General features: G+C 70.2%; 22 protein-coding genes. 14 read left to right on the top strand and 8 right to left on the bottom strand.

What is annotated here, in order from left to right; genetic code table 11:
* Position 1 precedes the first annotated feature (1 nt).
* Positions 2-166 carry a hypothetical protein gene (locus ACIPV1_RS13150; protein ID WP_159573348.1) on the top strand — a complete coding sequence of 55 codons (165 nt, stop codon included), beginning with the start codon at positions 2-4 and terminating at the stop codon, positions 164-166.
* An 87-nt stretch (positions 167-253) separates the two neighbouring features.
* Here the strand turns inward: ACIPV1_RS13150 and ACIPV1_RS13145 are convergent, their stop codons facing one another.
* The 3 genes from ACIPV1_RS13145 to ACIPV1_RS13135 all read right to left on the bottom strand — a co-directional run bounded on the left by ACIPV1_RS13145 (position 254) and on the right by ACIPV1_RS13135 (position 2,859).
* Positions 254-427 (bottom strand): antitoxin, encoded by a 174-nt coding sequence (locus ACIPV1_RS13145; RefSeq protein WP_123293590.1) that lies wholly within the window; start codon positions 425-427, stop codon positions 254-256.
* Positions 428-533: 106 nt separating this feature from the next.
* Entirely contained in the window at positions 534-1,415 is an 882-nt protein-coding gene (locus tag ACIPV1_RS13140; RefSeq protein WP_402726576.1) for a L,D-transpeptidase, read from the bottom strand.
* A gap of 76 nt (positions 1,416-1,491) precedes the next feature.
* On the bottom strand, positions 1,492-2,859 hold the full coding sequence (locus ACIPV1_RS13135) for a hypothetical protein (protein WP_123937470.1): 1,368 nt from the start codon (positions 2,857-2,859) through the stop codon (positions 1,492-1,494).
* Positions 2,860-3,241: 382 nt separating this feature from the next.
* Between ACIPV1_RS13135 and ACIPV1_RS13130 the strand changes: the two genes are divergently transcribed.
* The 5 genes from ACIPV1_RS13130 to ACIPV1_RS13110 all read left to right on the top strand — a co-directional run bounded on the left by ACIPV1_RS13130 (position 3,242) and on the right by ACIPV1_RS13110 (position 8,335).
* Positions 3,242-4,537, top strand: coding sequence for an adenylosuccinate synthase (locus ACIPV1_RS13130; RefSeq protein ID WP_111086193.1), 1,296 nt, complete (start codon positions 3,242-3,244; stop codon positions 4,535-4,537).
* Positions 4,538-4,539: 2 nt separating this feature from the next.
* Positions 4,540-5,100, top strand: coding sequence for a low molecular weight phosphatase family protein (locus tag ACIPV1_RS13125; RefSeq protein WP_131847040.1), 561 nt, complete (start codon positions 4,540-4,542; stop codon positions 5,098-5,100).
* A gap of 223 nt (positions 5,101-5,323) precedes the next feature.
* A complete protein-coding gene (locus tag ACIPV1_RS13120; protein WP_402726575.1) occupies positions 5,324-6,298 on the top strand; it encodes a type II CAAX prenyl endopeptidase Rce1 family protein in 975 nt (324 codons plus the stop codon).
* Positions 6,285-7,670 (top strand): sensor histidine kinase, encoded by a 1,386-nt coding sequence (locus tag ACIPV1_RS13115; protein WP_402726574.1) that lies wholly within the window; start codon positions 6,285-6,287, stop codon positions 7,668-7,670. Before ACIPV1_RS13120 ends, ACIPV1_RS13115 begins: the two co-directional genes overlap by 14 nt.
* Positions 7,667-8,335, top strand: coding sequence for a response regulator transcription factor (locus tag ACIPV1_RS13110; protein ID WP_123937474.1), 669 nt, complete (start codon positions 7,667-7,669; stop codon positions 8,333-8,335). Before ACIPV1_RS13115 ends, ACIPV1_RS13110 begins: the two co-directional genes overlap by 4 nt.
* A gap of 9 nt (positions 8,336-8,344) precedes the next feature.
* On the opposite strand, the gene ACIPV1_RS13105 is transcribed toward ACIPV1_RS13110, so the two are convergent.
* A complete protein-coding gene (locus ACIPV1_RS13105) occupies positions 8,345-9,571 on the bottom strand; it encodes an MFS transporter (protein ID WP_402726573.1) in 1,227 nt (408 codons plus the stop codon).
* A 54-nt stretch (positions 9,572-9,625) separates the two neighbouring features.
* Between ACIPV1_RS13105 and ACIPV1_RS13100 the strand changes: the two genes are divergently transcribed.
* Entirely contained in the window at positions 9,626-10,474 is an 849-nt protein-coding gene (locus ACIPV1_RS13100; RefSeq protein WP_173169774.1) for a helix-turn-helix domain-containing protein, read from the top strand.
* Here ACIPV1_RS13100 and ACIPV1_RS13095 read toward each other — a convergent pair.
* Positions 10,387-10,860: a hypothetical protein gene (locus ACIPV1_RS13095; protein WP_173169773.1), complete on the bottom strand. Its 474-nt coding sequence runs from the start codon at positions 10,858-10,860 to the stop codon at positions 10,387-10,389. The two genes, ACIPV1_RS13100 and ACIPV1_RS13095, sit on opposite strands and share 88 nt — an antisense overlap.
* 124 nt (positions 10,861-10,984) lie before the next feature.
* On the opposite strand from ACIPV1_RS13095, the gene ACIPV1_RS13090 reads away from it, so the two are divergent.
* The 3 genes from ACIPV1_RS13090 (at position 10,985) to ACIPV1_RS13080 (ending at position 12,771) form a co-directional block, all read left to right on the top strand.
* Positions 10,985-11,608: a TetR/AcrR family transcriptional regulator gene (locus ACIPV1_RS13090; protein WP_123340091.1), complete on the top strand. Its 624-nt coding sequence runs from the start codon at positions 10,985-10,987 to the stop codon at positions 11,606-11,608.
* Between the two features lie 257 nt (positions 11,609-11,865).
* Positions 11,866-12,327: a GNAT family N-acetyltransferase gene (locus ACIPV1_RS13085; RefSeq protein WP_123937479.1), complete on the top strand. Its 462-nt coding sequence runs from the start codon at positions 11,866-11,868 to the stop codon at positions 12,325-12,327.
* A 45-nt stretch (positions 12,328-12,372) separates the two neighbouring features.
* Positions 12,373-12,771, top strand: a complete 399-nt coding sequence (locus ACIPV1_RS13080; RefSeq protein ID WP_402726572.1) for a hypothetical protein — start codon at positions 12,373-12,375, stop codon at positions 12,769-12,771.
* 5 nt (positions 12,772-12,776) lie between these two features.
* Here ACIPV1_RS13080 and ACIPV1_RS13075 read toward each other — a convergent pair whose 3' ends face one another.
* Together ACIPV1_RS13075 and ACIPV1_RS13070 are read right to left on the bottom strand one after the other, a co-directional pair.
* Complete coding sequence (locus ACIPV1_RS13075) at positions 12,777-14,075, bottom strand: PP2C family protein-serine/threonine phosphatase (protein ID WP_402726571.1); 1,299 nt, start codon at positions 14,073-14,075, stop codon at positions 12,777-12,779.
* A gap of 46 nt (positions 14,076-14,121) precedes the next feature.
* Entirely contained in the window at positions 14,122-14,844 is a 723-nt protein-coding gene (locus tag ACIPV1_RS13070) for a lysostaphin resistance A-like protein (protein WP_402726570.1), read from the bottom strand.
* 194 nt (positions 14,845-15,038) lie between these two features.
* On the opposite strand from ACIPV1_RS13070, the gene ACIPV1_RS13065 reads away from it, so the two are divergent.
* The 4 genes from ACIPV1_RS13065 (at position 15,039) to ACIPV1_RS13050 (ending at position 20,147) form a co-directional block, all read left to right on the top strand.
* The gene (locus ACIPV1_RS13065; protein WP_402726569.1) at positions 15,039-16,100 is read left to right on the top strand and encodes an acyltransferase family protein; all 1,062 of its coding nucleotides are present in this window, start codon (positions 15,039-15,041) and stop codon (positions 16,098-16,100) included.
* A 186-nt stretch (positions 16,101-16,286) separates the two neighbouring features.
* Positions 16,287-17,723 carry a polysaccharide biosynthesis tyrosine autokinase gene (locus tag ACIPV1_RS13060; RefSeq protein WP_402726568.1) on the top strand — a complete coding sequence of 479 codons (1,437 nt, stop codon included), beginning with the start codon at positions 16,287-16,289 and terminating at the stop codon, positions 17,721-17,723.
* A gap of 364 nt (positions 17,724-18,087) precedes the next feature.
* Positions 18,088-18,690, top strand: a complete 603-nt coding sequence (locus tag ACIPV1_RS13055; protein WP_402726567.1) for a hypothetical protein — start codon at positions 18,088-18,090, stop codon at positions 18,688-18,690.
* A complete protein-coding gene (locus ACIPV1_RS13050; RefSeq protein WP_402726566.1) occupies positions 18,684-20,147 on the top strand; it encodes a sugar transferase in 1,464 nt (487 codons plus the stop codon). Before ACIPV1_RS13055 ends, ACIPV1_RS13050 begins: the two co-directional genes overlap by 7 nt.
* 9 nt (positions 20,148-20,156) lie before the next feature.
* On the opposite strand, the gene wecB is transcribed toward ACIPV1_RS13050, so the two are convergent.
* Positions 20,157-21,308 (bottom strand): non-hydrolyzing UDP-N-acetylglucosamine 2-epimerase, encoded by a 1,152-nt coding sequence (gene wecB / locus ACIPV1_RS13045; RefSeq protein ID WP_402726681.1) that lies wholly within the window; start codon positions 21,306-21,308, stop codon positions 20,157-20,159.
* Positions 21,309-21,364 lie beyond the last annotated feature (56 nt).

Raw genomic sequence — 21,364 nt, 5'->3', positions numbered from 1 at the left:
CATGCAGAACACGCTGAGCCAGCTCCGGGCCAACCCGACCGAGTGGCGCCGCCGGGGGCTCACCCCGCCCGACGTCGTCCAGGCGATGATCGAGCAGCGTCTCGCCGAGCCCGGCTACTCGCAGCCCGTCGGCGACCCGTCGTACCAGGACTTCTTCCGCGCCTGATCACGCGGCGTGCGAAACGGACGGACGGGAGGCTCGGTGCCAGCTGGCACCGGGCCTTCCGTCCGTCACCTGGGTGCGTACCGGGCGTTACTCGCCGACCTTGTCGTCAGCCGCCTGCTGGGCCTTGTCGATCTGGTCGCCGTGGCCGCCGCCGGTCGCCTTGTCGGCCGCGTCGCCTGCCTTGTCGAGGCCGGCGTCGGACGCCTGCTCGCCCTTGTCGCTGTTCGCGAAGTCCTTGGCCTTGTCACCGAGGTCACTCATGTCGTGCTCCTTCCGATGGTGGATCTGACCGGTACGACGGTGCTCCGGAGCCACCGAGCGTCCACACAGCCTGTGTGGTCCGGACGAGAGGTCGCGGTACCGGTGACTACGCGACCATCTGCACGACGGTGCCGAGCGGGAGTGCGTTGATCGCATCGACGGCATCACCGTCGAGGCGGACGCACCCGTGGGACACCGCTCCGCGGGCGACGGATTCGTAGTGCACGCCGATGAGCCCGCCGTCGTCACCGCCGAACGGCTCGTCCGCCGCTGCGGAGTGCAGCGTCGTCAGGTTGATCTGGTGCACCGTCTGGTCCTGGGCGGGATCCAGGTACCTCGCCTGGATGTAGCCGACGACACCGGTCGGGGTCGGAGTGTCCCCGGCACCGACGCCGGCCGGGAACTCGTGCACGACCTTGCCGCTCGCAGCGACGATCAACACGGTCTGGTCACCGACGGAGATGACGACGTGGTCGTCGAGCGCGTCGCCCTGGTGCAGCAGGTCGCGGCGCATCCAGCCGGCGGTCTGCGCTGGAGCGCCGCCCGGTGCAGTTGACGGCAGTGCCTGTCGGCTCGGGGTCATGACGAGGGCCCAGTCGCCCTGGAACCGCAGCGGGACGACGACGGTGGGGTCGCCGAGGAAGTTCTCGGCTGCGAGTCTCGCGACCGGCTCGGTGCGGTCGTCGCCGTAGAGCGGCGCGTCGCGCTGGATCGTGTACGCGTGTCCTGCGGCCTTCGGGACGTCAAGGTCGTACGAGGGCAGGAGCCCGCCGATGACCGCGTCGTACCGGGCCTCGGGGAGTGCTGCAACCGTCTTCGTCGACGGTGCGCGGTAGGGCGCGGCGGACGCCGTCGGGGTCGCCGTGGCGGTACCCGTGCTGCTCGCAGCGGTCGGGGCGGGATCAGCGTGGCAGGACGCCAGGCCGAGCGAGAGCAGCACTCCGGCGGCGACGGCGAGGACGAGGCGAGCTGAGCGGGTTGCGTGCATGTGCGGATTCCGGGTCGGGACGGCGAACGGGGACGCGACGATCCGTCGCGCCCCCGCTCGGTGGATGGTTCCGGTGTCAGCCGCTGACGACCGGGAGTGCACCCACGGCCGGGGTGCGGCCGACGGCCGGAGCGGCGCCAGCGCCGGTCTCGGTGCCGGTGCCGGTGCCGGTGCCGGGGGTCGCGCCCTGGTCGCCGCCGTCGACGGGGGTGGTGCCCTCGTCGCCGCCGTCACCCGGGGTCGTGCCCTCGTCGCCACCGTCACCGGGGGCCGCTGCCACGGCGGGCAGCGTGATCGAGAACTCGATGTTGCCCTGGCCCTGGCCGCCACCGACCTGGTTGACACTCAGGTCCTGCTCGACAGCAGCCGAGTCCGAGAAGGTGCCCGTGGTGGACCAGTTGCCGTCGGCGTCCACGATCGTCTGCGGAGCAGCGCGGTTGCCATCGGTGTCCAGCACGTTCACGGTGTCGCCCACGGCGCCGGTCCCGGTGAAAGTCACGGTGCGCGAGTCGACGGTGTCGCCGTCGGTCGGGCTGGTCAGCGAGAAGTTGAAGTCCGCAACCGCGGCTTCGGCGCGAGCCGTGACGGTGACGGAGTCGACCGTCGACAGGTTCGCGCGCTGCTCGTTGATCGTGTAGGTGTGCTCGTCGGTGTCGGTGCCCGGGATCTCGTACGAGATCGTCCAGGTGCCGTCGTCGGAGATCGGGGTGCGGCGGACGGGGTAGCCCACGTCGAAGTTCACCGTGTTGCCGACGGCGCCGGTACCGGAGACCGTCAGCGTGCGGCCGGAGACCGACTGCGACGTGACGGCGAAGGGCAGGACGGCAGCTTCCGCACGAGCGGTCACGGTCAGCGACTCGACCGTCGACAGGTTCGCGCGCTGCTCGTTGATCGTGTAGGTGTGCTCGTCGGTGTCGGTGCCCGGGATCTCGTACGAGATGGTCCAGGTGCCGTCGTCCTTGATGGCGGTGCGCTGCACCGGGAACCCCGCGTCGAAGTTGACGGTGTTGCCGACTGCGCCGGTGCCGGAGACCGTCAGCGTGCGGCCGGAGACCGACTGCGACGTGACGGCGAAGGGCTTGTCCGTGGCTTCGGGGGCGGCGGTGACCGTCACCGAGCCGTCCTGGTTCAGGCCCTTGAGCTGCTCGAACGTGTACGTCTGCGCAGTCGTGTCCGTACCGGGGATCGTGTACGAGATCGTCCAGGTGCCGCTCGCCGGGATCTCCTGGCGGGTGTTGCGGAAGTCCTCGTCGAGCTGGATGTTCTCACCGGGGGTGCCGGTGCCGCTCACGGTCAGCACGCGGCCGGAGACCGACTGGCTGGTGATGGACAGGTCGGCCGGGTCGGCCATCGCGGGGGCGGCGGCGAAGGTGACGCCACCGATCACGATCGCGGCGCACGCGGGGAGCGCGAGCGCCTTCTTGCTCCAGAGAGCCTTGTTCATCGTCGAACTCTTCTTTCCGTGCTGCATGAGGGCACGACTGTTCTGATGCATCCGGGCGCGTTGCAGCGTCCGGTGGTGCTCACGCGAATCTCGCGCTGGCTGAACGGAGTGGGTTGGACTCCGACGTGACGCCGACAGGGAAACCGACGTCGCGGTGCACGATACGTCGTGCTTCCCGAGATGTTCCGGCCTGGAACTATTTGTCCCCCCTTGTGGGGACGTTCGGCATGCACCGACGCGTAATGAGGACAATTCACCGACGCGGCGACGGTGCGGGCGACCGTGTCCGATGGGTGGCGCGCGAGTGACCAGCCGATAGACTCGGGTGGACCACCGGCCCGCCTGGTCGCGTGAGGTCCTCCGCCAACGTGAGGAGAACCAGATGCCCGCAGCAGTCATCATCGGAGCCCAGTGGGGCGACGAGGGCAAGGGGAAGGCCACCGACCTCCTCGGCTCCCGCATCGACTACGTCGTGAAGTTCAACGGCGGCAACAACGCCGGCCACACCGTCGTCGTCGGCGGCGAGAAGTACGCGCTGCACCTGCTGCCCTCCGGCATCCTCACGCCCGGCGTCACGCCGATCATCGGCAACGGCGTGGTCGTCGACCTCGAGGTGCTGTTCCAGGAACTCGACGCGCTGAAGGCCCGCGGCGTCGACACCTCGAAGCTGCTCGTGTCGGCGAACGCCCACCTCATCACGCACTACCACCGCACCATCGACAAGGTGACGGAGCGGTTCCTCGGCAAGCGCCAGATCGGCACCACCGGTCGCGGCATCGGCCCGTCCTACGCCGACAAGATCAACCGCGTCGGCATCCGCGTCCAGGACATCTTCGACGAGAACATCCTGCGGCAGAAGGTCGAAGCGGCCCTCGACCAGAAGAACCACCTGCTCGTCAAGGTCTTCAACCGCCGCGCGATCGACGCCGAAGAAGTGGTCGAGTCGCTGCTGTCCTACGCCGAGCGACTGCGCCCGATGGTCGCGGACACCGCCCTCGAGATCCACCGGGCACTGGAGCGCGGCGACACCGTCCTGTTCGAGGCCGGTCAGGCGACCATGCTCGACGTCGACCACGGCACCTACCCGTTCGTGACGTCGTCGTCGGCGACCGCCGGTGGCGCAGCGACCGGTTCCGGCATCGGCCCGGGCAAGCTCGAGCGCATCATCGGCATCGTCAAGGCGTACACGACCCGCGTCGGTGCCGGTCCGTTCCCGACCGAGCTCTTCGACGAGTCCGGCGAGTTCCTGCGCGCCAACGGCTTCGAGTTCGGCACCACCACGGGCCGTCCGCGCCGCTGTGGTTGGTACGACGCCCCGATCGCCCGGTACACCGCGCGCATCAACGGCGTGACCGACTTCGTGCTGACCAAGCTCGACGTGCTGACCGGGCTCGAGACGATCCCCGTCTGCGTCGCGTACGAGGTCGACGGCGTCCGCGTGGACGAGGTCCCCGTGAACCAGTCGGACTTCCACCACGCGAAGCCCGTCTATGAGGAGTTCCCCGGCTGGACCGAGGACATCACCGGCGCCCGCTCGTTCGACGACCTGCCGAAGAACGCGCAGGACTACGTGCTCGCGGTCGAGGCGATGTCCGGCGCGCGGATCTCCGCGATCGGTGTCGGTCCGGGCCGCGACGCCATCGTCGTCCGGCACGACCTGCTCGGCGCCGGCGCCTGACGATGCGGGTCCTGTTCGTCTGCAGCGGCAACATCTGTCGTTCACCGCTCGGCGCGCAGGTCCTGACGGCGCGACTCGGCCCGGACGCTGCGGCGTTCGTGGTCGAGTCCGCCGGCACCATCGCCGACGACGGTGCCGCGATGGACGGCGCCGCCGCGGCACAGTCCGTCCGGCTCGGCGGTGACCCGTCGGGGCACGGCTCGCGCTACCTGACGGCCGCGATCGTCGAGGAGGCCGACCTGGTGCTGACGGCCGAACGGTCGCACCGCGCGGCCGTGGTGTCGCTCGCACCCCGGGCGACGAAGCGGGCGTTCACCATCAAGCAGTTCGCGCGGGTGCTCGCGGGGCTCGAGCCCGGTGACCTGGCCGACGTGCACTCGCCCGAGGCCCTGGTCGAACGGGTCGCACGCCTGCGCGGCACCGTCCCGCCGCCGGCCGACCCCGCGGACGACGACGTCGACGACCCCTACCGCCGGTCCGAGGCGACCCACGCTCGGGTCGCCGACGAGATCGACGCCGCGCTCGCGTTGATCGCCGACGCCCTCCGGGCCGCGCTGCGCTGACGCCGCGCTGCGCCTGACACCGCGCTGCGGCAGCCGCCGCGCTGCGCCTGGTGCGAGGTTGACCACTCGGTGCAGGGCTCTGTCCGCGCACGGAGTGATCAACCTCGCACCAGGCGGCAGCCGCCGCCGCACCGCGCCACCGCCTGCATCCTTCGATGCAAGTCCGGCAGGTGCATCCCTGCGCCGGTCGTCCCGCGACGCCGCAGTTCCTAGCGTCGTGTGCATGACGAACACCACCGAAGTCCGGCCCTCCGCCGGCACCACTCCGCAGGACCGTGGGGGTGTCCGCGGCGTCATCGCCCGGCACCCGCTCGCGTCCTTCTTCACCCTCGCGCTCGGCCTCAGCTGGCTGGCGTGGATCCCGTACATCCTGTCGCCGCACGGCCTGGGCGTGTGGGACCTGCACTTCCCCGAGGTCCTCGGCACCGCGCAGTTCACCGGCGTGCTGCCCGGAGCGCTGCTCGGCCCGTTGGGCGGCGCGTTCATCGTCACCGCGGTCGCCGACGGCCGTCCGGGGCTGCGTCGCTGGGTCGGTCGGTTGTTCCGTTGGCGGGTCGCCTGGTACTGGTACGCCCTGGCGCTCGTCGTCGTGCCGGCCGTGATCGTCGCGTCCGCGCTGCCCTTCGCCGGCGGTGACGTCCGTGCCCCCTCGGCCCTGGCCGTCGCCATGCTCGTGCCCGGCCTGGTCATCCAACTGTTCTCCACCGGTCTGAGCGAGGAGCCCGGCTGGCGCGACTTCGCCCTGCCCCGGCTGCAGCACCGCTTCGGCGGGCTCGGAGCCGCTGCGATCCTCGGTCCGATCTGGGCGCTCTGGCACATGCCGCTCTACCTGAGCGACTGGGGCGGGTGGCCGAACGCACACTGGAGCGAGCCCGTGGTCTTCGCCCTGTTCACGATCACGTTCAACGTCGTGATGATCCAGGTGTTCAACAAGACCGGCGAGAGCCTGCCCCTTGCCCTGCTGCTGCACGTCGGCGTGAACAACACGATCTCGACGCTGTTCCCGGAGATGTACCCGAGCATGACCGCCGGCACGCTGATGATCGGCCTGACCATCACCTCGACCGTCGCCGCCGCGGTGCTCCTCGTCGTGACCCGCGGCCGCCTGGGCTACGACCCCGCCCGCCGTGCGCTGCCGATCGACGCCCCGGTCCCCGCCCGCACCCGCCTCGTAGGATCACACGATGGCCTCCGCTGACCCGCGCACCCGCACGCCGCGCGACGGCGACCCGCGCACCCGTCCGCCGCGCGACGGCGACCCGCGCGCCCGCGACCGCCGCGTCGACGTGCTCGTCGCGCTCGGCACGGCCGTCGTGGCCCTCGGCCTGCTGATCGGCCTGCCGCCGCTCGACGCCCTCGAGCCGGACGGCCCCGCCCTGGCCCTGCGGGTGCCGGCACCGTTCACCGCCGCGTGGACCGTCCTGGCGATCGGCCTGCTGGTCCAGTCCGCAGCCCTGCTCGCCGCCCGTCGGGTGCCACGGACCGTGCTCGTCGCGGTGTCCGCGCTGCCGGTGCTGGTCGCCGCGCTCGCTCCGCAGTCGCTCGACCTGTTCGGCCTCACCGCCCTGCCGGTGGTCGTCGCCGTGGTCCTCGCCGCCCTCCGTGTCCCGCTCGCACGCCTGTGGCCGACCCTGCTGGTCGCCGGCGCGCTGGTGGCAGCCGGCAGCGCGGTCCTGTCCGCGGTCGCCGGCGGAGCGCTCCGGGGCGACGTCACGCAGGGACTGTCCGGCGCACTCGGCCAGGGCGTCCTGCAGGCCGTCGGCGCCGTCGGGCTCCCGCTCCTGGTCACCCTGCTGGTGCGCTCCCGCCGCGAGGTCCGCGCCGCCCGCACCGCCGAGGCGAGCGCGGTCTTCCGTGAACAGGACGCCCTGGTCGACGCCGCGGTCTCCCGTGAACGTGCCGCCATGGCCCGTGAGCTCCACGACATCGCCGCCCACCACCTGTCCGGCATCGCCCTGATGGCCGCCGTGATCGACCGGCAGATCGACAGCGACCCGGAGCGCGCGCACGAGGGTGCCCGTCAGGTGCGGGAGCAGAGCACCGCCGTCCTCGACGACCTGCGCCGTCTGGTCGGGCTGCTGCGCGAGGACGTCCCCGCCGAACGTGCGGTCGAGACGGTCGCCGGCATCGTCGACCTGGTCGAGCGTGCCCGGTTCCGCAGCGACGTGCGCCTCGAGGTGCTCGCTGGCGACCACCCGCGCGGAGCGCAGGCGCTGGCCGACGGCGTCGGCCCGCTCGCGCAGCTCGCCGCCTACCGGACGGTGCAGGAGGCGCTGGCCAACGCCGCCCTGCATGCCCCGTCCGCCCCGTGCACGGTCACCGTCGACGACCGCGACCCGACCCGGGTGGTGATCCGGGTGGAGAACGCACCGGCCGCCGCTCCGGCAGCGCCGACCTCACCGTCGGGCGGCAACGGCCTGCGGGGGATGCGCGAGCGGGCGGACCTGGTGGGGGCGAGCCTCCAGACCGGTCCCACCGCCACCGGCGGATGGCTAGTGGAGCTGGCGCTCGGACGGGAGGCACCTGCCGCACCCGCGCAGGCCGCCGACGGTGGCGAGGTGGTCGCGTGATCCGCGTGCTGGTGGCGGACGACCAGCCGCTGGTCCGTGCCGGGGTGTCCGCGCTCCTCGGCGCGGAGGCCGACATCGAGGTGGTCGGCGTGGCCGCCGACGGCGGCGAGGCGCTCGCGCTGGCGCGCTCGTTGCGGCCCGACGTCGCCTGCCTGGACATCCGGATGCCGGTGGTGAACGGCATCGAGCTCGCGCGGCTGTTCTGCGCTCCCGACGCCGACCCGGCGATCCCGGTGCTGATGCTCACGACGTTCGACCTGGACGACTACGTGTTCGGTGCGCTCGAGGCCGGTGCCTCCGGGTTCCTGCTGAAGGACGCCGAGCCGGACACCATCGTCGACGCCGTGCGGCAGGTCGCCGCGGGGAACGGGACGCTCGACCAGGCCCTGACGCGGCGGGTGCTGCGCGAGTTCGTGTCGCGGCGGAGCCTGCAGCCGGTGTCGGGGGACCGGGCCGACGGGGTGCTCACCGCCCGCGAACGCGAGGTCCTGCTGCTGCTCGCGCAGGGGATGTCGAACGAGGAGATCGCGGTCGCACTCGTGCTCGAGGTCTCGACCGTGAAGTCGCACCTGGCACGGATGCTGCCGAAGCTCGGGGTCCGGTCGCGGTTGCAGGCCGTGGTGTGGGCGTACCAGAACCGGATCGTGGCGGTCCCCGAGCCGTAGGACGCTGCGCTACCGGCGGAGCACGTGACGGTCGCGGCTCGCAGCGGCACCGGCCACGAACTGGAGCACGAGCAGGACGAGCAGCACCACGATCGGCACGGTCCAGCCCCCGGTCGCGGTGTGCAGCAGGCCGAGGCCGAGCGGCCCGAGGCCCGCCAGCAGGTACCCGATGCCCTGCGCCATCGTCGACACGTGGGCGGTGTGCCGGGCATCGGGGGAGCGCCACACGATGTAGCTCAGCGACAGGCTGATCGCGCCGCCCTGACCGAGTCCGAGCAGCGTCATCCACACCCAGGCGCCCACGGCCGGCGCGATGAGCAACCCGGCGAACCCGGCGGCGCAGAGCACCACGACGACCAGCACCGGCAGCCAGGCCGGGCGCAGGCGTCGGGCGATCGCCGGCCCGGTGATGCCGGTCAGGATCCCCGGCAGGCTCGAGTACGCGAGCATCAGTCCCGCGGTGTGCGCCGAGACGCCGGCGTCCTGCAGCACCGTCGGCACCCACGTCAGGAACGCGTAGTACGACAGGCTCTGCAGCCCCATGAAGCCGGTCACGGCGATCGCCACGGGGTCGCGGAGCAGCCGCGCGAAGGTCGGTTCGTCGGCGGCACCCGCGCCGGTGGTGCGGGTCGGGGCGTCCGGGCGCTGCAGTGCTCGTGGCAGCCACACCACGAACGCGATCGCCGCGGGGATCGCCCAGAACGCCAGCGCCGGACGCCACGACCCGGCGAACGCGGCCATCAGCGGGACGACGGCCGCCGAGGCGATCGCCGCACTGAGGAACAGCGCCGTCGAGTACAGGCCCATCATCAACCCGACCCGGTGTGCGAAGTCGCTCTTGATCGCGGCCGGCATGCAGACGTTCGCCACCGCGATCGCCGCTCCGGCCAGCACCGTGCCGCCGTAGAGGGCCCAGCCGTGCGGCTCGAGCCGGAGCGCGATGCCGATCGCCAGCACCGCCATCGTCAGGCCGAGCAGCCGGTGCAGGCCGATGCGCCGACTGAGCACCGGGGTCAGGAACGCGAACGCCCCGAACGCGAACACCGGGATCGTCGTGAGCAGGCTCGCCGCCGACGGGGACAGCCCCAACGACCGCTCGATCGCCCCGAGCACCGGCCCGACCGAGGCCACACCCATCCGCAGGTTGATCGCGATGAGCAGCAGGCCCGCGCCGACGTACCAGCCGGCGAGGAGCCGCGGGCTGGTGGTCGTGACGGGGATCGAGGCGGTGGTCATGGGTCGATCCCACCACTGCTCGCCACCGGCCCGGAACACGTAGACTGCCGCCCGATGTCGGATTCCAGCCAGGTGCCGGTCGACGCGCGGACCGTCGACCTGCGCACCGAGGCCGCCTTCGCCTTCGCGCACGCCGAGACCGTCCCGACGCACACGCACCCGCTCGGCCACCTGGTGCACGCCGCCTCCGGCGTGCTGTCGCTCATCACCGACGACGGCGCGTGGATCGCGCCGCCCAACCGCGTCGCGTGGGTGCCGGCCGGTGCCGAGCACCGGCACCGGGCCCACGGGGCGACCGACATGCGGGTCGTGTTCCTGTCGGCGGACGCAGCCACGGGCCTCCCGTCCGGTCCGGCGGTGCTCGCCGTCTCGGCGCTGGCCCGGGAGGCACTGCTCGCGTTGACGACGGACGCTCGCCGTTCCGAGACGGCGATCGAGCACCTGCGGGCGGTCGTCGTGGACGAGCTCGCGTCCGCGCCGGAGCAGCCGCTGCACCTGCCGCAGCCGCGGGATCCGCGGCTGCGGCAGGTGGTGCGCGAGGTCGAACGGGACCTGACCCGGCCGCGCGGACTCGGCGAGCTGGCGCGCGAGGTCGGCGTGGGCGAGCGGACGCTCAGCCGCCTGTTCCGGCAGGAGACCGGGATGGGGTACCGGCAGTGGCGGTTACAGCTGCGGGTGCACCGAGCGCTCGTCCTGCTGGCCGGCGGGGCCTCGGTGACCGACGTCGCGGCGGCGTGCGGATGGGCGACGACGAGTCAGTTCATCGACCAGTTCACGCCGCTCGTGGGCATGACGCCCGGGGTGTACCGGCGGCGTCAGCCGGTGGTGAGCGGGTCGGCGGCGCCGGGGACGACGAGTCGCCAGACGCTGTCGTCGTCGTCGGGGTCGTCCTTCGTCAGGTAGAGGCGGAAGCGGCCCTCGTCCGCGAGGACGTCGCCGTCGAGGTACTCGACGGGTTCGCCGCTCGTCGTGCACTTGTCCGACGTGCTGACGACCTCGATGGTGGTGCCGGGGTCGTCGCCCTTGGCGACCTTCGTGACCTCGGCGTCGTGGACGTCGTAGACGCCGCCGATCTCGACCGTGCGGTCGGTCGTGGTGACCCGGGCGTCGACGACCAGGTCGGCGGCGTCCAGGCGCTCGGCCGCCGTCAGGGGGACGTAGTCGATGCAGGAGCTCACGGAGGTCCCCGGCCCGATCCCCTGGATCCGGCCGTCGTCGCCGCACCCCGTCAGCACGCCGCTCGCGAGCACGGCCACCACCACGACCGGCACGATCCGTCCCCAACCCATGGGATGAGTATCCCTCGCAGGTTGCTCCGTCGGGAGCACCGTGACCGGATCGTGCTGGTCCGATAAGCGAACAGGACCCGTTCGGGGGCTTTGGCGGGACGCGTGTGCCTGGTGTGGTGAATGCATGCACATCGAAACGCCGGATCCGGCGTCGCTCCGCTCGACGGTCGTCGAGGGGATGATCCGCGCGCTCCGGGCCCGCCCGCTGCACGAGGTGACCCCGGCCGTCGTCGCGGCCGAGGCCGGAGAATCGGTCGACGTCGTCGACCAGACGTTCCCGAGCTGGGACGGCCTGCTCCTGGCGACGATCGACCGCTGGAACGACCAGCGCACCACGCCGCTCATGCCGCTCGCCGAACAGCACGGCACCGTGCCGTTCCTGCGTGCGATCGTCACCGCCAACATCGCCGACCCGTCGCTCATGCGGTTCCTGACCGCCAGCCTGAACATCGCCGCCTCGCCGGAGCACCCGCTGGCGCCGATGCTGCACTCCCGCTGGCGGCGCTTCCACGCGTTCGTGCAGCACTCCCTCGAGCGGGACATCCTGCTCGGCCGGGAGCCGCGGACCATGGAGCCCGCACGTGGTTCCGAGCAGCTGCTCGCGACCTACGAGGGGCTGCAGCTGCAGTCGATGGTGCGGCCGGAGATGGACCTGCTGGAGTCCTTCGACCGGGCCGTGACCCGCCTGCGCGAAGGATGGTCGCGGACCTACGTCGCGCCCGTCTGGGACCTCGACCTGGTGAGCTGACCCGGACCCTCGTGGGCTGACCCAGACCCTCGTGGGCTGACCCAGACCTCGTGGGCTGACCCAGACCCACCACAGACCACGGACGCTAGGGCGTCCGAGGGCAGACGCAGCCGTCTGCATGCGAGACCGCTCGATTCGGGTTCGAGCGGAAGCGCACCCACCGTGCCGCCGCTCGATTCGGGTTCGAGCGGCGGCACGCACACCGATCACCCACGTGGCACCGCGACGACGCCGTGCCGGCGAGGAACGCACAGCACATGCAGCACCTGACGATCTCGGTCGCGGCCGAGCCCTTCGACCTCGAGGACGCCGTCCGGCTGCGCGCCGCGGCCCGGATCGAGGTCGACCGGATCTACGGGCGCTCGGCCGACACCGGACGGCCGCTCACCGGGGCGACCGCCGCCGTGCACGTCATCGCCCGCGACCCCTCGGGCCTGGCGCTCGGCACCGGGTCGCTCAGCGCCGCGGGGGACGGGGTCTTCGAGATCCGCCGGCTGTTCGTCCGACCGGACTCCCGCGGGCAGGGCGTCGGCGACCTGCTCGTGCTCGAACTGCTCGCGCAGGCCGAAGAGCTGCAGGCACCGGCGGTCGTGGCGGAGATGGGAGTGCTGCAGCCCCACGCGGCCGCACTGCTCGTCCGGAACGGGTTCGTGCGGATCCAGCCGTTCGGGCCGTACCGCGAGGACCCCGAGTCGGTCTGCTTCTCGCGGGCGCTCTGACGGGGCGGCTGCCGGGCGGCTTCGCGGTTCGGCTACGGTCGAGACATGGGGAACGACGACGTGGCCGGGCAGCAGCGGCGGGACCGGAACCGGTGGTGGCTCTGGTGCGTCGGCGGGTTCGTGCTGTCGCTCGGGCTGCTGCTCGTGCTGGGGCAGTGGTTCCCGGTGAGCGCTGGGGTCCTCGTCGGCTGGTTCGTGCTCGCGTTCTCGATGCGGGCGATTCCGTCGGGCCGTCACTTCTCGGGGAACTCGGCCAGCACGATCGCCGCGTTCGTGCTCACGGTCATCGGCCTGGGCCTGCTGATCGGCGTGGTCTGGCCGAGCCGGGGCGAGGCTGACCCACGCATCGAGGGGATCGTCCTCGGAGCAGTGCTCACCGCGGTCGGTCTGACGTGGATGATCGTCGTGGAGAAGCGGTTCTCAGCGCGCCGAGTCGAGGGCTGACCTCGTCACGTGCGCTCCTGGCGTGCCGGGTGGGCGGGCAGCGCGGAGGTGTCAGCCGGTACCGGTGCTCGTCGGATCGCGATCACGGTCACATCGTCGTCGTGCGCGACCTCGTCCGCCCGCGCGGACAGGGCCGCCACCAGTGCTGTGGGCTCGGAGCCGCAGGCCCGTGCGAGATCGGCAACGGCGTCGACGGTGTCCTCGCGCCCGCCGAACAGGTCGAGCACGCCGTCGCTTAACGAGATGAGCAGGTCGCCGGTGTCGAGGAACCCCTCGGTCGTCGCCCACTCGTCGCGGAGCCCCATCCCGAGCGGGAGGTCGCTCGACCGGAGCCGATCCACGGCACCGTCCGACCGGAGCACCAGGCTCAACCCGTGGCCGGCGTCCGCCCACCGGAAGGTCCCGTCGGTGGAGATGCGCGCGTGGAACAGCGTGGTGAAGGTCACGTCGGTCGCGCTGCCCTCGGCCGCGAGCCCGTCGGCCGCCCGCAGCAGCGCCTCGGACGGGTCGTCGACGGTGCGGGCACTGCGGACCGTGGCCCGCACGGCCGCTGCGATGAGCCCGGCCCCCACGCCCTTGCCCATCACGTCACCGAGGCTGACGGCGATCCCGGTGTTCGTCTCGTACCAGTCGAAGAAGTCTCCACCGACCGACTTCGCCGGCAGGCAGGCGCCCGCCACCGCGACGTCCGCGCCCAGGTGGTCGGTCGATGTCGGCAGGAGCGACCGCTGGACGGCGGCGGCCCGGTCGATCTCCGCACGGACGCGCTCCTCGCCCAGCCGGGCAGCGCGGACGTTGCGCCGCGCTCGCCGCGAGAGTTCCTGCACGACCGCCGCGACCGTCCCGAACACGATCACGGTGACGCCGAGACGGACCAGCTCGCTCGCACCGGGCACGTTCGTCGGCGTCAGGAAGTAGGGCGCCATGATCACGAGCGTCACGCCCAGCGCCGCGTACACGACGGTCAGGCGCCCTCGCAGGGACCCGCACCAGACGACCGGCAGGACGGCGAGCGAGGTGAAGACCGAGGCGCTCGCGCCCGTGCTCGTTCGGAACAGCGCGATCGCCACGAAGTCGAGCACCAGCAACGCCGGCACGAGCCCGACGGAGTGCGGCAACGCCAGTGCCACCGCAGCCACGACCGTCGCGAGACCGGTGACCGCGAGGCTCGCGACGAACAGGCCGTCGTCCGTCACCTGGAGCGTCGGTACCGTGATCGAGAGGACCGCGCCCAGTGCCAACAGCGCACTCAGCGGAGCCTGCCGGGCGAGGGGGCTCTCGAGGATGCTGGTTGGGCGAGACATTCGAGAAGGACGTTACCGGTCGGGGCGGCTCATCGTGCGGTCGGTGTCAGCGCGGCCAGGTGAGGACGACCGCCACGGTGTTGAACAGGACGTGCGCCACGATCGCCCCGCCGATGCGTCCGGTCATGGCGACGAGCGTCCCCGTCAGCAGACCGAGCACGAACGTCGTCACGAAGACTTCGAAGCCCGCGACCGACGACGTGGTCGTGCTGATCGCGAGGTGCATCATCGCGAAGGCGAACGCGGTCACCAGCACCGCGAGGAACCGCGTGCGTGGCGTCAGCTCGGCCGACAGCCGACGCTGCATGACACCCCGGAACACGATCTCCTCGAGCACCGGACTGACCAGGCACACCCCGATCGCCGAGACCACGAGCAGCAGGACGTTCGGGGTACCGAGGGTCGGCTGCGGCGTCAGCCCGGTCGCACCGAAGAACACCACGGACAGCACGGCGTCGAGCCCACGGCACACGACGACGATGCCGATCGCCGCGACGACGTCGGCCCACCCGAGTCCGAGCCGCCGCACGAGGACGGCCGGGCTGGACTTCCGGAGTACCCACCCGACACCGAGCACGAGCGGCACCCACACGGCCAGGTCCGCAGCGAGCACCTGCATGATCGGCGCAGGTAGACCCCCAGTCCGGGCGACGCCACCGACGATGCGGGGCAGCAGCACGGCGACCAGGAGCGCGATCACGATGACCTGCAGGTCTCGCACCGCCGAGGAGGGACGGGCGGCGGTCGACGCGTCCGGTTCGGGCTGCATGTCGCCACCGTACGGGACACCGGAAGGTCCGCACGGGTGTCAGACCCGCGGCCGTCTTCGCCAGCGCTTTCTCCCCGCCGTGAGCGCCTGTCAGTTAGGCTTCCAGCGCGCGGCACAGGACAGGGCTGCGAGTCGCGCTGCTGCCAGGCCACCCGTTCACCAGGGTGGGCGCTCGGTGCTCGGGGGAGGTGCTGATGACGACCGCTCGTGGAAGCTCGCTGAGTCCTGTCGTCGGTCCTGCCGGTCGGCTCGATTTCCTCGACGGAGTCCGTGGTGTCGCAGCAGTTGCTGTTGTGCTCGAACATGCCTTGGAGGCTTGGGTGCCGGGGTTCTCGCGGGTTTCCCTCACCTACCTGAGCGTCGGACGCGTCGGCGTCGTCGCGTTCTTCCTCGTCAGCGGCTACGTCATCGGGCTGACGCTGTCCAAGCAGACGATTCCGGTCTTCGTCGTTCGGCGGTTTTGGCGGTTGTTCCCGGTCTACTGGCTGGTTCTCGCATTCGCGATCGTTGTGGACCTCCCGACCAATCCCTTGATGGATCCCGGCGTCCCGGTATTCCTGCTCAACTTGACGATGCTTCAAGGAATCGTCGCGCTGCCGAGCATCCTCGGGAGTGCATGGACTCTCGGTCCCGAGCTGCTGTACTACGCCCAGACGAGCATCAGCAAGTACCTGGGGAAGCTCGAGCTGTCCGTGTACCTCGGTTACCTCTGGCTCGCGCTGTACGGAGTGTTGTCCCTGATCGGTGCGGCGATCGGTAAAGAGCTTCCCGCGACCACTCCTCTGATGCTCTTCTTGGCATCCTTCGGACACAGCGTCTACCTACGCGACACCAAGGGGAGCCGAGTTTGGATCGGCTACTTCCTCTCCGCGGCCATCATTGTTCCGCTCTGCAGCATCCCGCTCATCGCGTCGCAGGACGAACCGCTCGCGGGGTACGGCATCATCGGGTTCAACCTGTCGACCGCTGTCGGGGTCGCGCTGTTTGCGATCTTCTACTTCACACGAGGTGTGCGAGTCGCACCCTCGCTCCTCTGGCTCGGAGGCATCAGCTACGCGCTGTACCTCATCCACCTCCCGCTCATCGAGGTCCTGCGGAAGGCGGTCGTGTTCGCTCCCTGGGGGATACCCCTCGCGGTGGTGTTCTGCGTCGTCATAGCGTGGGGTGTGCATCGCTTGATCGAGGTGCCGCTGATCCGGGTCGGGCGTTCCTTGTCCGCCGAACGCCGTCCTTCCGCCAAAGCGACAACGCCTTGAGCCCCGTCGTCCTCCAAACCCAAGGGAAGGGGCCCCAGTTCGGGCTCCTTCAAGAGACGCGGAGCAACCCGACCCGGGACAGACCCATCCGTGTGGCACTATTTCTATGCCGAACGCTGGGACGATCCCGGTCGACCTGCGACAGGGACTTTGCAGGACACGGCAACTTCCGGGGAAGGGTGCCGCGTGGAGCTACGCGACTACATCGCGGTCTTGCGAAAGGGGTGGGTCTTCATCCTGGTGCTGGCACTGGTCGGCGTCGCTGCCGCGGCGGGTTTCTCGCTGCTGAAGCAACCGGTCTACGCCGCCTCGGCGCAGGTCTTCGTCTCGACGCAGACGAGCGGCAGTGCGAGTGACCTTGCGCAGGGCAACACCTTCACGCAGCAGCGTGTGCTGACCTACTCGAACCTCGTCGAGACGCCGATCGTGCTCCTGCCGGTGATCTCCAGCCTGAAGCTCGACATGACGTCCGACCAGCTCGCGGAGCTCGTCACCTCGGACGCGCCGCTCAACACGACGCTCATCTCCATCACCGTGAACGACACGAGCGCCAAGCAGGCCGCCGACATCGCCAACGCGACGTCCGAGAGTCTGACGAATGTCGTGCAGAACATCGAGGCCACCGACGCCGACGGTACGAGCACGGTCAAGCTCACCCGCGTCAAGGAAGCCCAGGTGCCGAGCGCACCGGTCAGCCCGAACGTGCCGGTCAACGTCGTGCTGGGCCTGCTCGTCGGCCTCGCGCTCGGCGTCGGCGTCGCGGTCCTGCGCTCGACGCTCGACAACCGTGTCCGCACCGAGTCGGACGTCGAGAAGATCAGCGAGAAGCCGGTCGTCGGCGGGATCGCCTACGACAGCAAGGCCTCGGAGCGCCCGCTCATCGTGCAGGTCGACCCGCGCAGCCCGCGCGCCGAGTCGTTCCGCACGCTCCGCACCAACCTGCAGTTCCTCGACCTCGGTACCGGTTCGCGCACCTTCGTGATGACGTCGTCGGTCGAGTCCGAGGGCAAGAGCACCACCGTCGCGAACCTCGCCATCGCGCTCGACAGCGCCGGGTTCCGCGTGATCCTGATCGACGCCGACCTGCGCCGCCCGAAGATCGCGACGTACATGGACCTTGAGGGCGGTGCCGGGCTCACCGACGTGCTCATCGGACGCGCGACGATCGAGGACGTCGCCGTGCCGTGGGGCCGCGGCAACCTCGTCGTGCTCCCCGCCGGGCCGATCCCGCCGAACCCGTCCGAGCTGCTCGGTTCCCGCGCGATGCAGGACCTGATCGCCGGCCTGGAGGAGCAGTTCGACTACGTCCTGTTCGATGCCCCGCCCCTGCTGCCCGTCACGGACGCCGCGATCCTGTCGAAGAAGGCCTCCGGCGCGATCGTCGCCGTCGCCTCTGGCCGCACCCACAAGGGCCAGCTCGCCGGCGCGGTCAGTGCGCTCGAGAACGTCGGTGCCCCGATAGCTGGCTTCGTCATGACGATGATGCCGACGAGGGGACCGGGTGCGTACGGCTACGGCCGCTACGGCTACGCGTACGGCTACGGCCTGCAGGACGAGGACACCCCCATGCCGAAGCCCCCGAAGCGCGGCCGCGTCGCAGCTACCCGCGGAGTCGCTCGATGACGGCGGTCCGCACGTGAGTCCGCGCCGAGGGTCCCGCACCCTCGGCAGCGTCTTCTCGCGCCGCACGCTCGTCTGGGTCGCCGTGATCGTCGTCATTCTGGTGATCATCGACGTGCTGCTTGTCGCACTCGCGCTGGAGCGCACGGCGCCTTCGTCGAACGGAACGCCCGGACCGGTGCCGACTTTCTCCAGCTCGCCCCGGTCACCGGATTCCGCGACGGCCGAGCCGTCGGTGACCGCCACGGCAGCCCCCGCAGGGACGGTCCCGCCCGGCCGCCGTCTACTCTCCGCAGTCGACGGTCAGCAGGCATGGCGGGCATCCAGTGGGGAGTGTGACGGAACCGATGGGGTGCTGGAACACACCGTGGACGGCGGAACGACGTGGACCCCGGTCGGCCTCGGAGCCGGATCGGGCGCAGTGCTGGCGCTCCGCGCCGGCACGGACAGCGTCTCGGTCGTCATCGGCACGGGCGACGACTGCGAACCGACAGTCCGAACGTCCGTCGACGACGGTCGGTCCTGGAAAGACGGCGCCGCCGGCGCAGCCGGAGCCGGCGTCGGACCCGACGGGCTGATCCTGTCGACGGGCACCGTCGACTCTCCGTGTGCGGACCCCATCGAGGCCTACGAGGGCGAGTTCACCACCGCGGTCGTCTGCGCCGATGAGGTGCGGTGGCGCTCCGGCGACGGAGACTGGGTCGGTGTGCCACTCGTCGGCGCTCGATCGCTGGCGGACGACGGTGACTCGTACCTCGTTGCGCGCGTCGGTGCTGCCGCGTGCGCCGGTGCGGAGATCCGGTCCCTGCCCGCGGTCGGTGTGACGCCGGCTACGAAGTCCACCGTCGTCGGATGCGCGGCGGACGCTGACCCGGACGGAGGGCTTGCCGTCGCGCGTGTCGGTGGTGCCGTTTGGCTCTGGTCAGGCGGAGCAGCATTTGTCTCCCGCGATGGTGGCGCCTCATGGTGACCCTCACCAGTCGACAGACCACCGCCGCGGTGCCCTGGGCGAAGAACTACGCGCGTCGGCTCGTGATCACCGACATCCTCGTGCTCATCTGGGTCGTCTTCGGCGTGCAGATCGCGTGGTTCGGTTTCGACAGCGCGGCAGTCAGCGGCAGCGTCGCGGACCTGGCCATCGGGTACACCGCAGTCTCACTTGCGATCATCGTGGCCTGGCTCGTGGTCCTCGCGATCTACGACACTCGTGACCACCGGTACGTGGGGACCGGATCAGCGGAGTACCGGCGAATCGTCGACGCCTCGATCCGTCTCTTCGCCTTCGTCGCGATCGTCGCGTACGTGTTCAAGATCGACCTCGCTCGCGGTTACATCTTCATCGCATTTCCCCTCGGGATCCTCGTCCTGATGTTGAGCCGGTGGATCTGGCGGCAATGGCTCAATGCCCAGCGGCACAGCGGTCGATTCTCCGCCCAGGTGCTCCTGGTTGGTTCTCGATCGAGCGTCGAACACCTCGCGGGGGAACTCGCGCGACATCCGGAGGAGGGCTACCGGGTGGTCGCGGCGTGTGTCCCCGACGGAGTCATCGGGGAAACGCTCGCTGGCATGAACGTCCCGATCGTGGGCCGTATCCCCGACGCATTGGCGGCTCTCAACTCGAGCGGCGCCGACACCGTCGCCGTTACGAGTTCCGAGGAACTCGGAGCCCAGGCCGTCCGAGAACTCAGTTGGGGTCTTGACGGCGGCCGACAGCACCTCATCGTGGCGCCGAGCCTGACGCAGATCAATGGGCCTCGTATCCACACGCGACCGGTTGCCGGCCTGCCTCTGATCCACGTTGAGATGCCTCGCTACGAAGGGTCGACGCATCTGCTCAAGCGCACCTTCGACGTCGTTGGTTCGGCGCTGCTCGTCACGCTGTTGTCGCCGGTGTTGCTCGTGCTCGCTCTCCTAGTCAAACTGACGAGTGCGGGGCCGGTCTTGTACCGGCAGGAGCGAATTGGTCAGAACGGTGAGCCATTCCGCATGCTCAAGTTTCGCTCGATGCGTGTCAACGCCGACGACGAGCTCGCGGCGTTGCTCGCGCGGCAGGGGACGTCGGACCAGCCTCTGTTCAAGGTCGAGAACGACCCCCGGGTGACATCGATTGGGCGTTTCTTGCGCAGGCACTCGCTGGACGAGTTCCCCCAGCTGTTCAACGTCCTGAAGGGATCGATGAGCCTTGTCGGACCTCGTCCCCAGCGTGAAGGCGAAGTCGCGATGTACGACGATGCCGCGCGACGGCGACTGCTCTTGAAGCCCGGCATGAGTGGGCTGTGGCAAGTCGGAGGCCGGTCCTCACTTGGATGGGAAGATGCCATCCGGCTTGACCTGTACTACGTCGAGAACTGGTCGATGACCGGTGATCTCGTCATCCTCTGGCGAACGGTGAAGGCAGTTCTGCAGCCGGGCGGTGACGCCCACTAGACCGGGCGCTTACGCGCTCGTGGCCGGCGCGAAGTCAGCGACGGTCGTGACCGGACGGCCTTCTGCGAGCGCCTCCAGAGCCGCGATCGTGCGTTCGGTCGCTCGGCCGTCACCGTACGGATTCACCGCCTGCGACATCTCCGCGTACGCGTCTTCTGACCCCAGCAGATCGCCCACCGAACGGACGATCTCCGACGCGTCGGTCCCGACGAGCTTGACGACACCGAAGTCGACCGCCTCCGGCCGCTCAGTGGAGTCGCGCATCACGAGCACCGGCTTTCCCAGTGCGGGCGCCTCTTCTTGGATGCCACCGGAATCGGTGAGCACGATCGAGCACGCATCGAGCAAGTAGACGAATTCGCCGTACCCGACTGGCTCCGTGATCAGAACGTTCGGCAACGACTGCAGTGCAGGCAAAAGGGCTTCGCGGACAGCAGGGTTCTTGTGGACCGGAAGGATGATGAGGAGATTTGGGTGGGTGATCGCCAAAGTCCTGAGTGCCGAGGCGATCTGCTCCATCCCTCCGCCGAGGTTCTCCCGCCGATGCGACGTGACCAGGAGGATCCTCCGATCGGTCTTGATCGCTTCCTCCAACGCAGGGTCGGAGAACGAGACGTGATCGCGGGAACGTGCTTCGAGGAGAGCATCAATGACGCTGTTCCCCGTGACGACGATCGTGTCAGCGGCCACGCCTTCGTTCAGGAGGTTCTGGCGGCTGTGTGGTGTCGGAGCGAGGTGGAGCGAAGTGATCTGGGTCAGGAGCTTCCGGTTTCCCTCCTCGGGGAACGGGAGGCGTAGATCATGGCTCCGGAGCCCGGCCTCGAGGTGCACGACGGGGATCTGGTGGTAGAACGCAGTGAGACCCGCAGCGAAGGCGGTGGATGTGTCTCCCTGCACCATCACCGCGTCGGGCTTCTCAGAGGTGAACAGGACGTCGAGCCCGCGCATCGTGGCCGTGGTGATGTCGACCAGCGTCTGGCGCGGCTTCAAGATCGCCAGGTCGGTGTCCGGGACGATCCCGAAGACCTCGTTCACCTGGTCGAGCATCTCCCGATGCTGACCGGTCACTGTGACGTGCGAGACCAAGGTCGGGTGCGACTGGAGGGCTTTGACGATCGGCGCAAACTTGATGGCTTCTGGGCGGGTGCCATAGATCGGCATGATGTTCAAGTTGATCTCCGAGCGACGTGGGGAGCTCGTGTGCCCCCAAGCGAGAT

Origin of the sequence: Curtobacterium sp. NPDC089991, assembly GCF_044748425.1 — a bacterium.
Classification (GTDB): Bacteria; Actinomycetota; Actinomycetes; order Actinomycetales; family Microbacteriaceae; genus Curtobacterium.
Note: the sequence above shows the minus strand (reverse complement) of the source record. Positions and strands in the feature narration are given on the sequence as shown.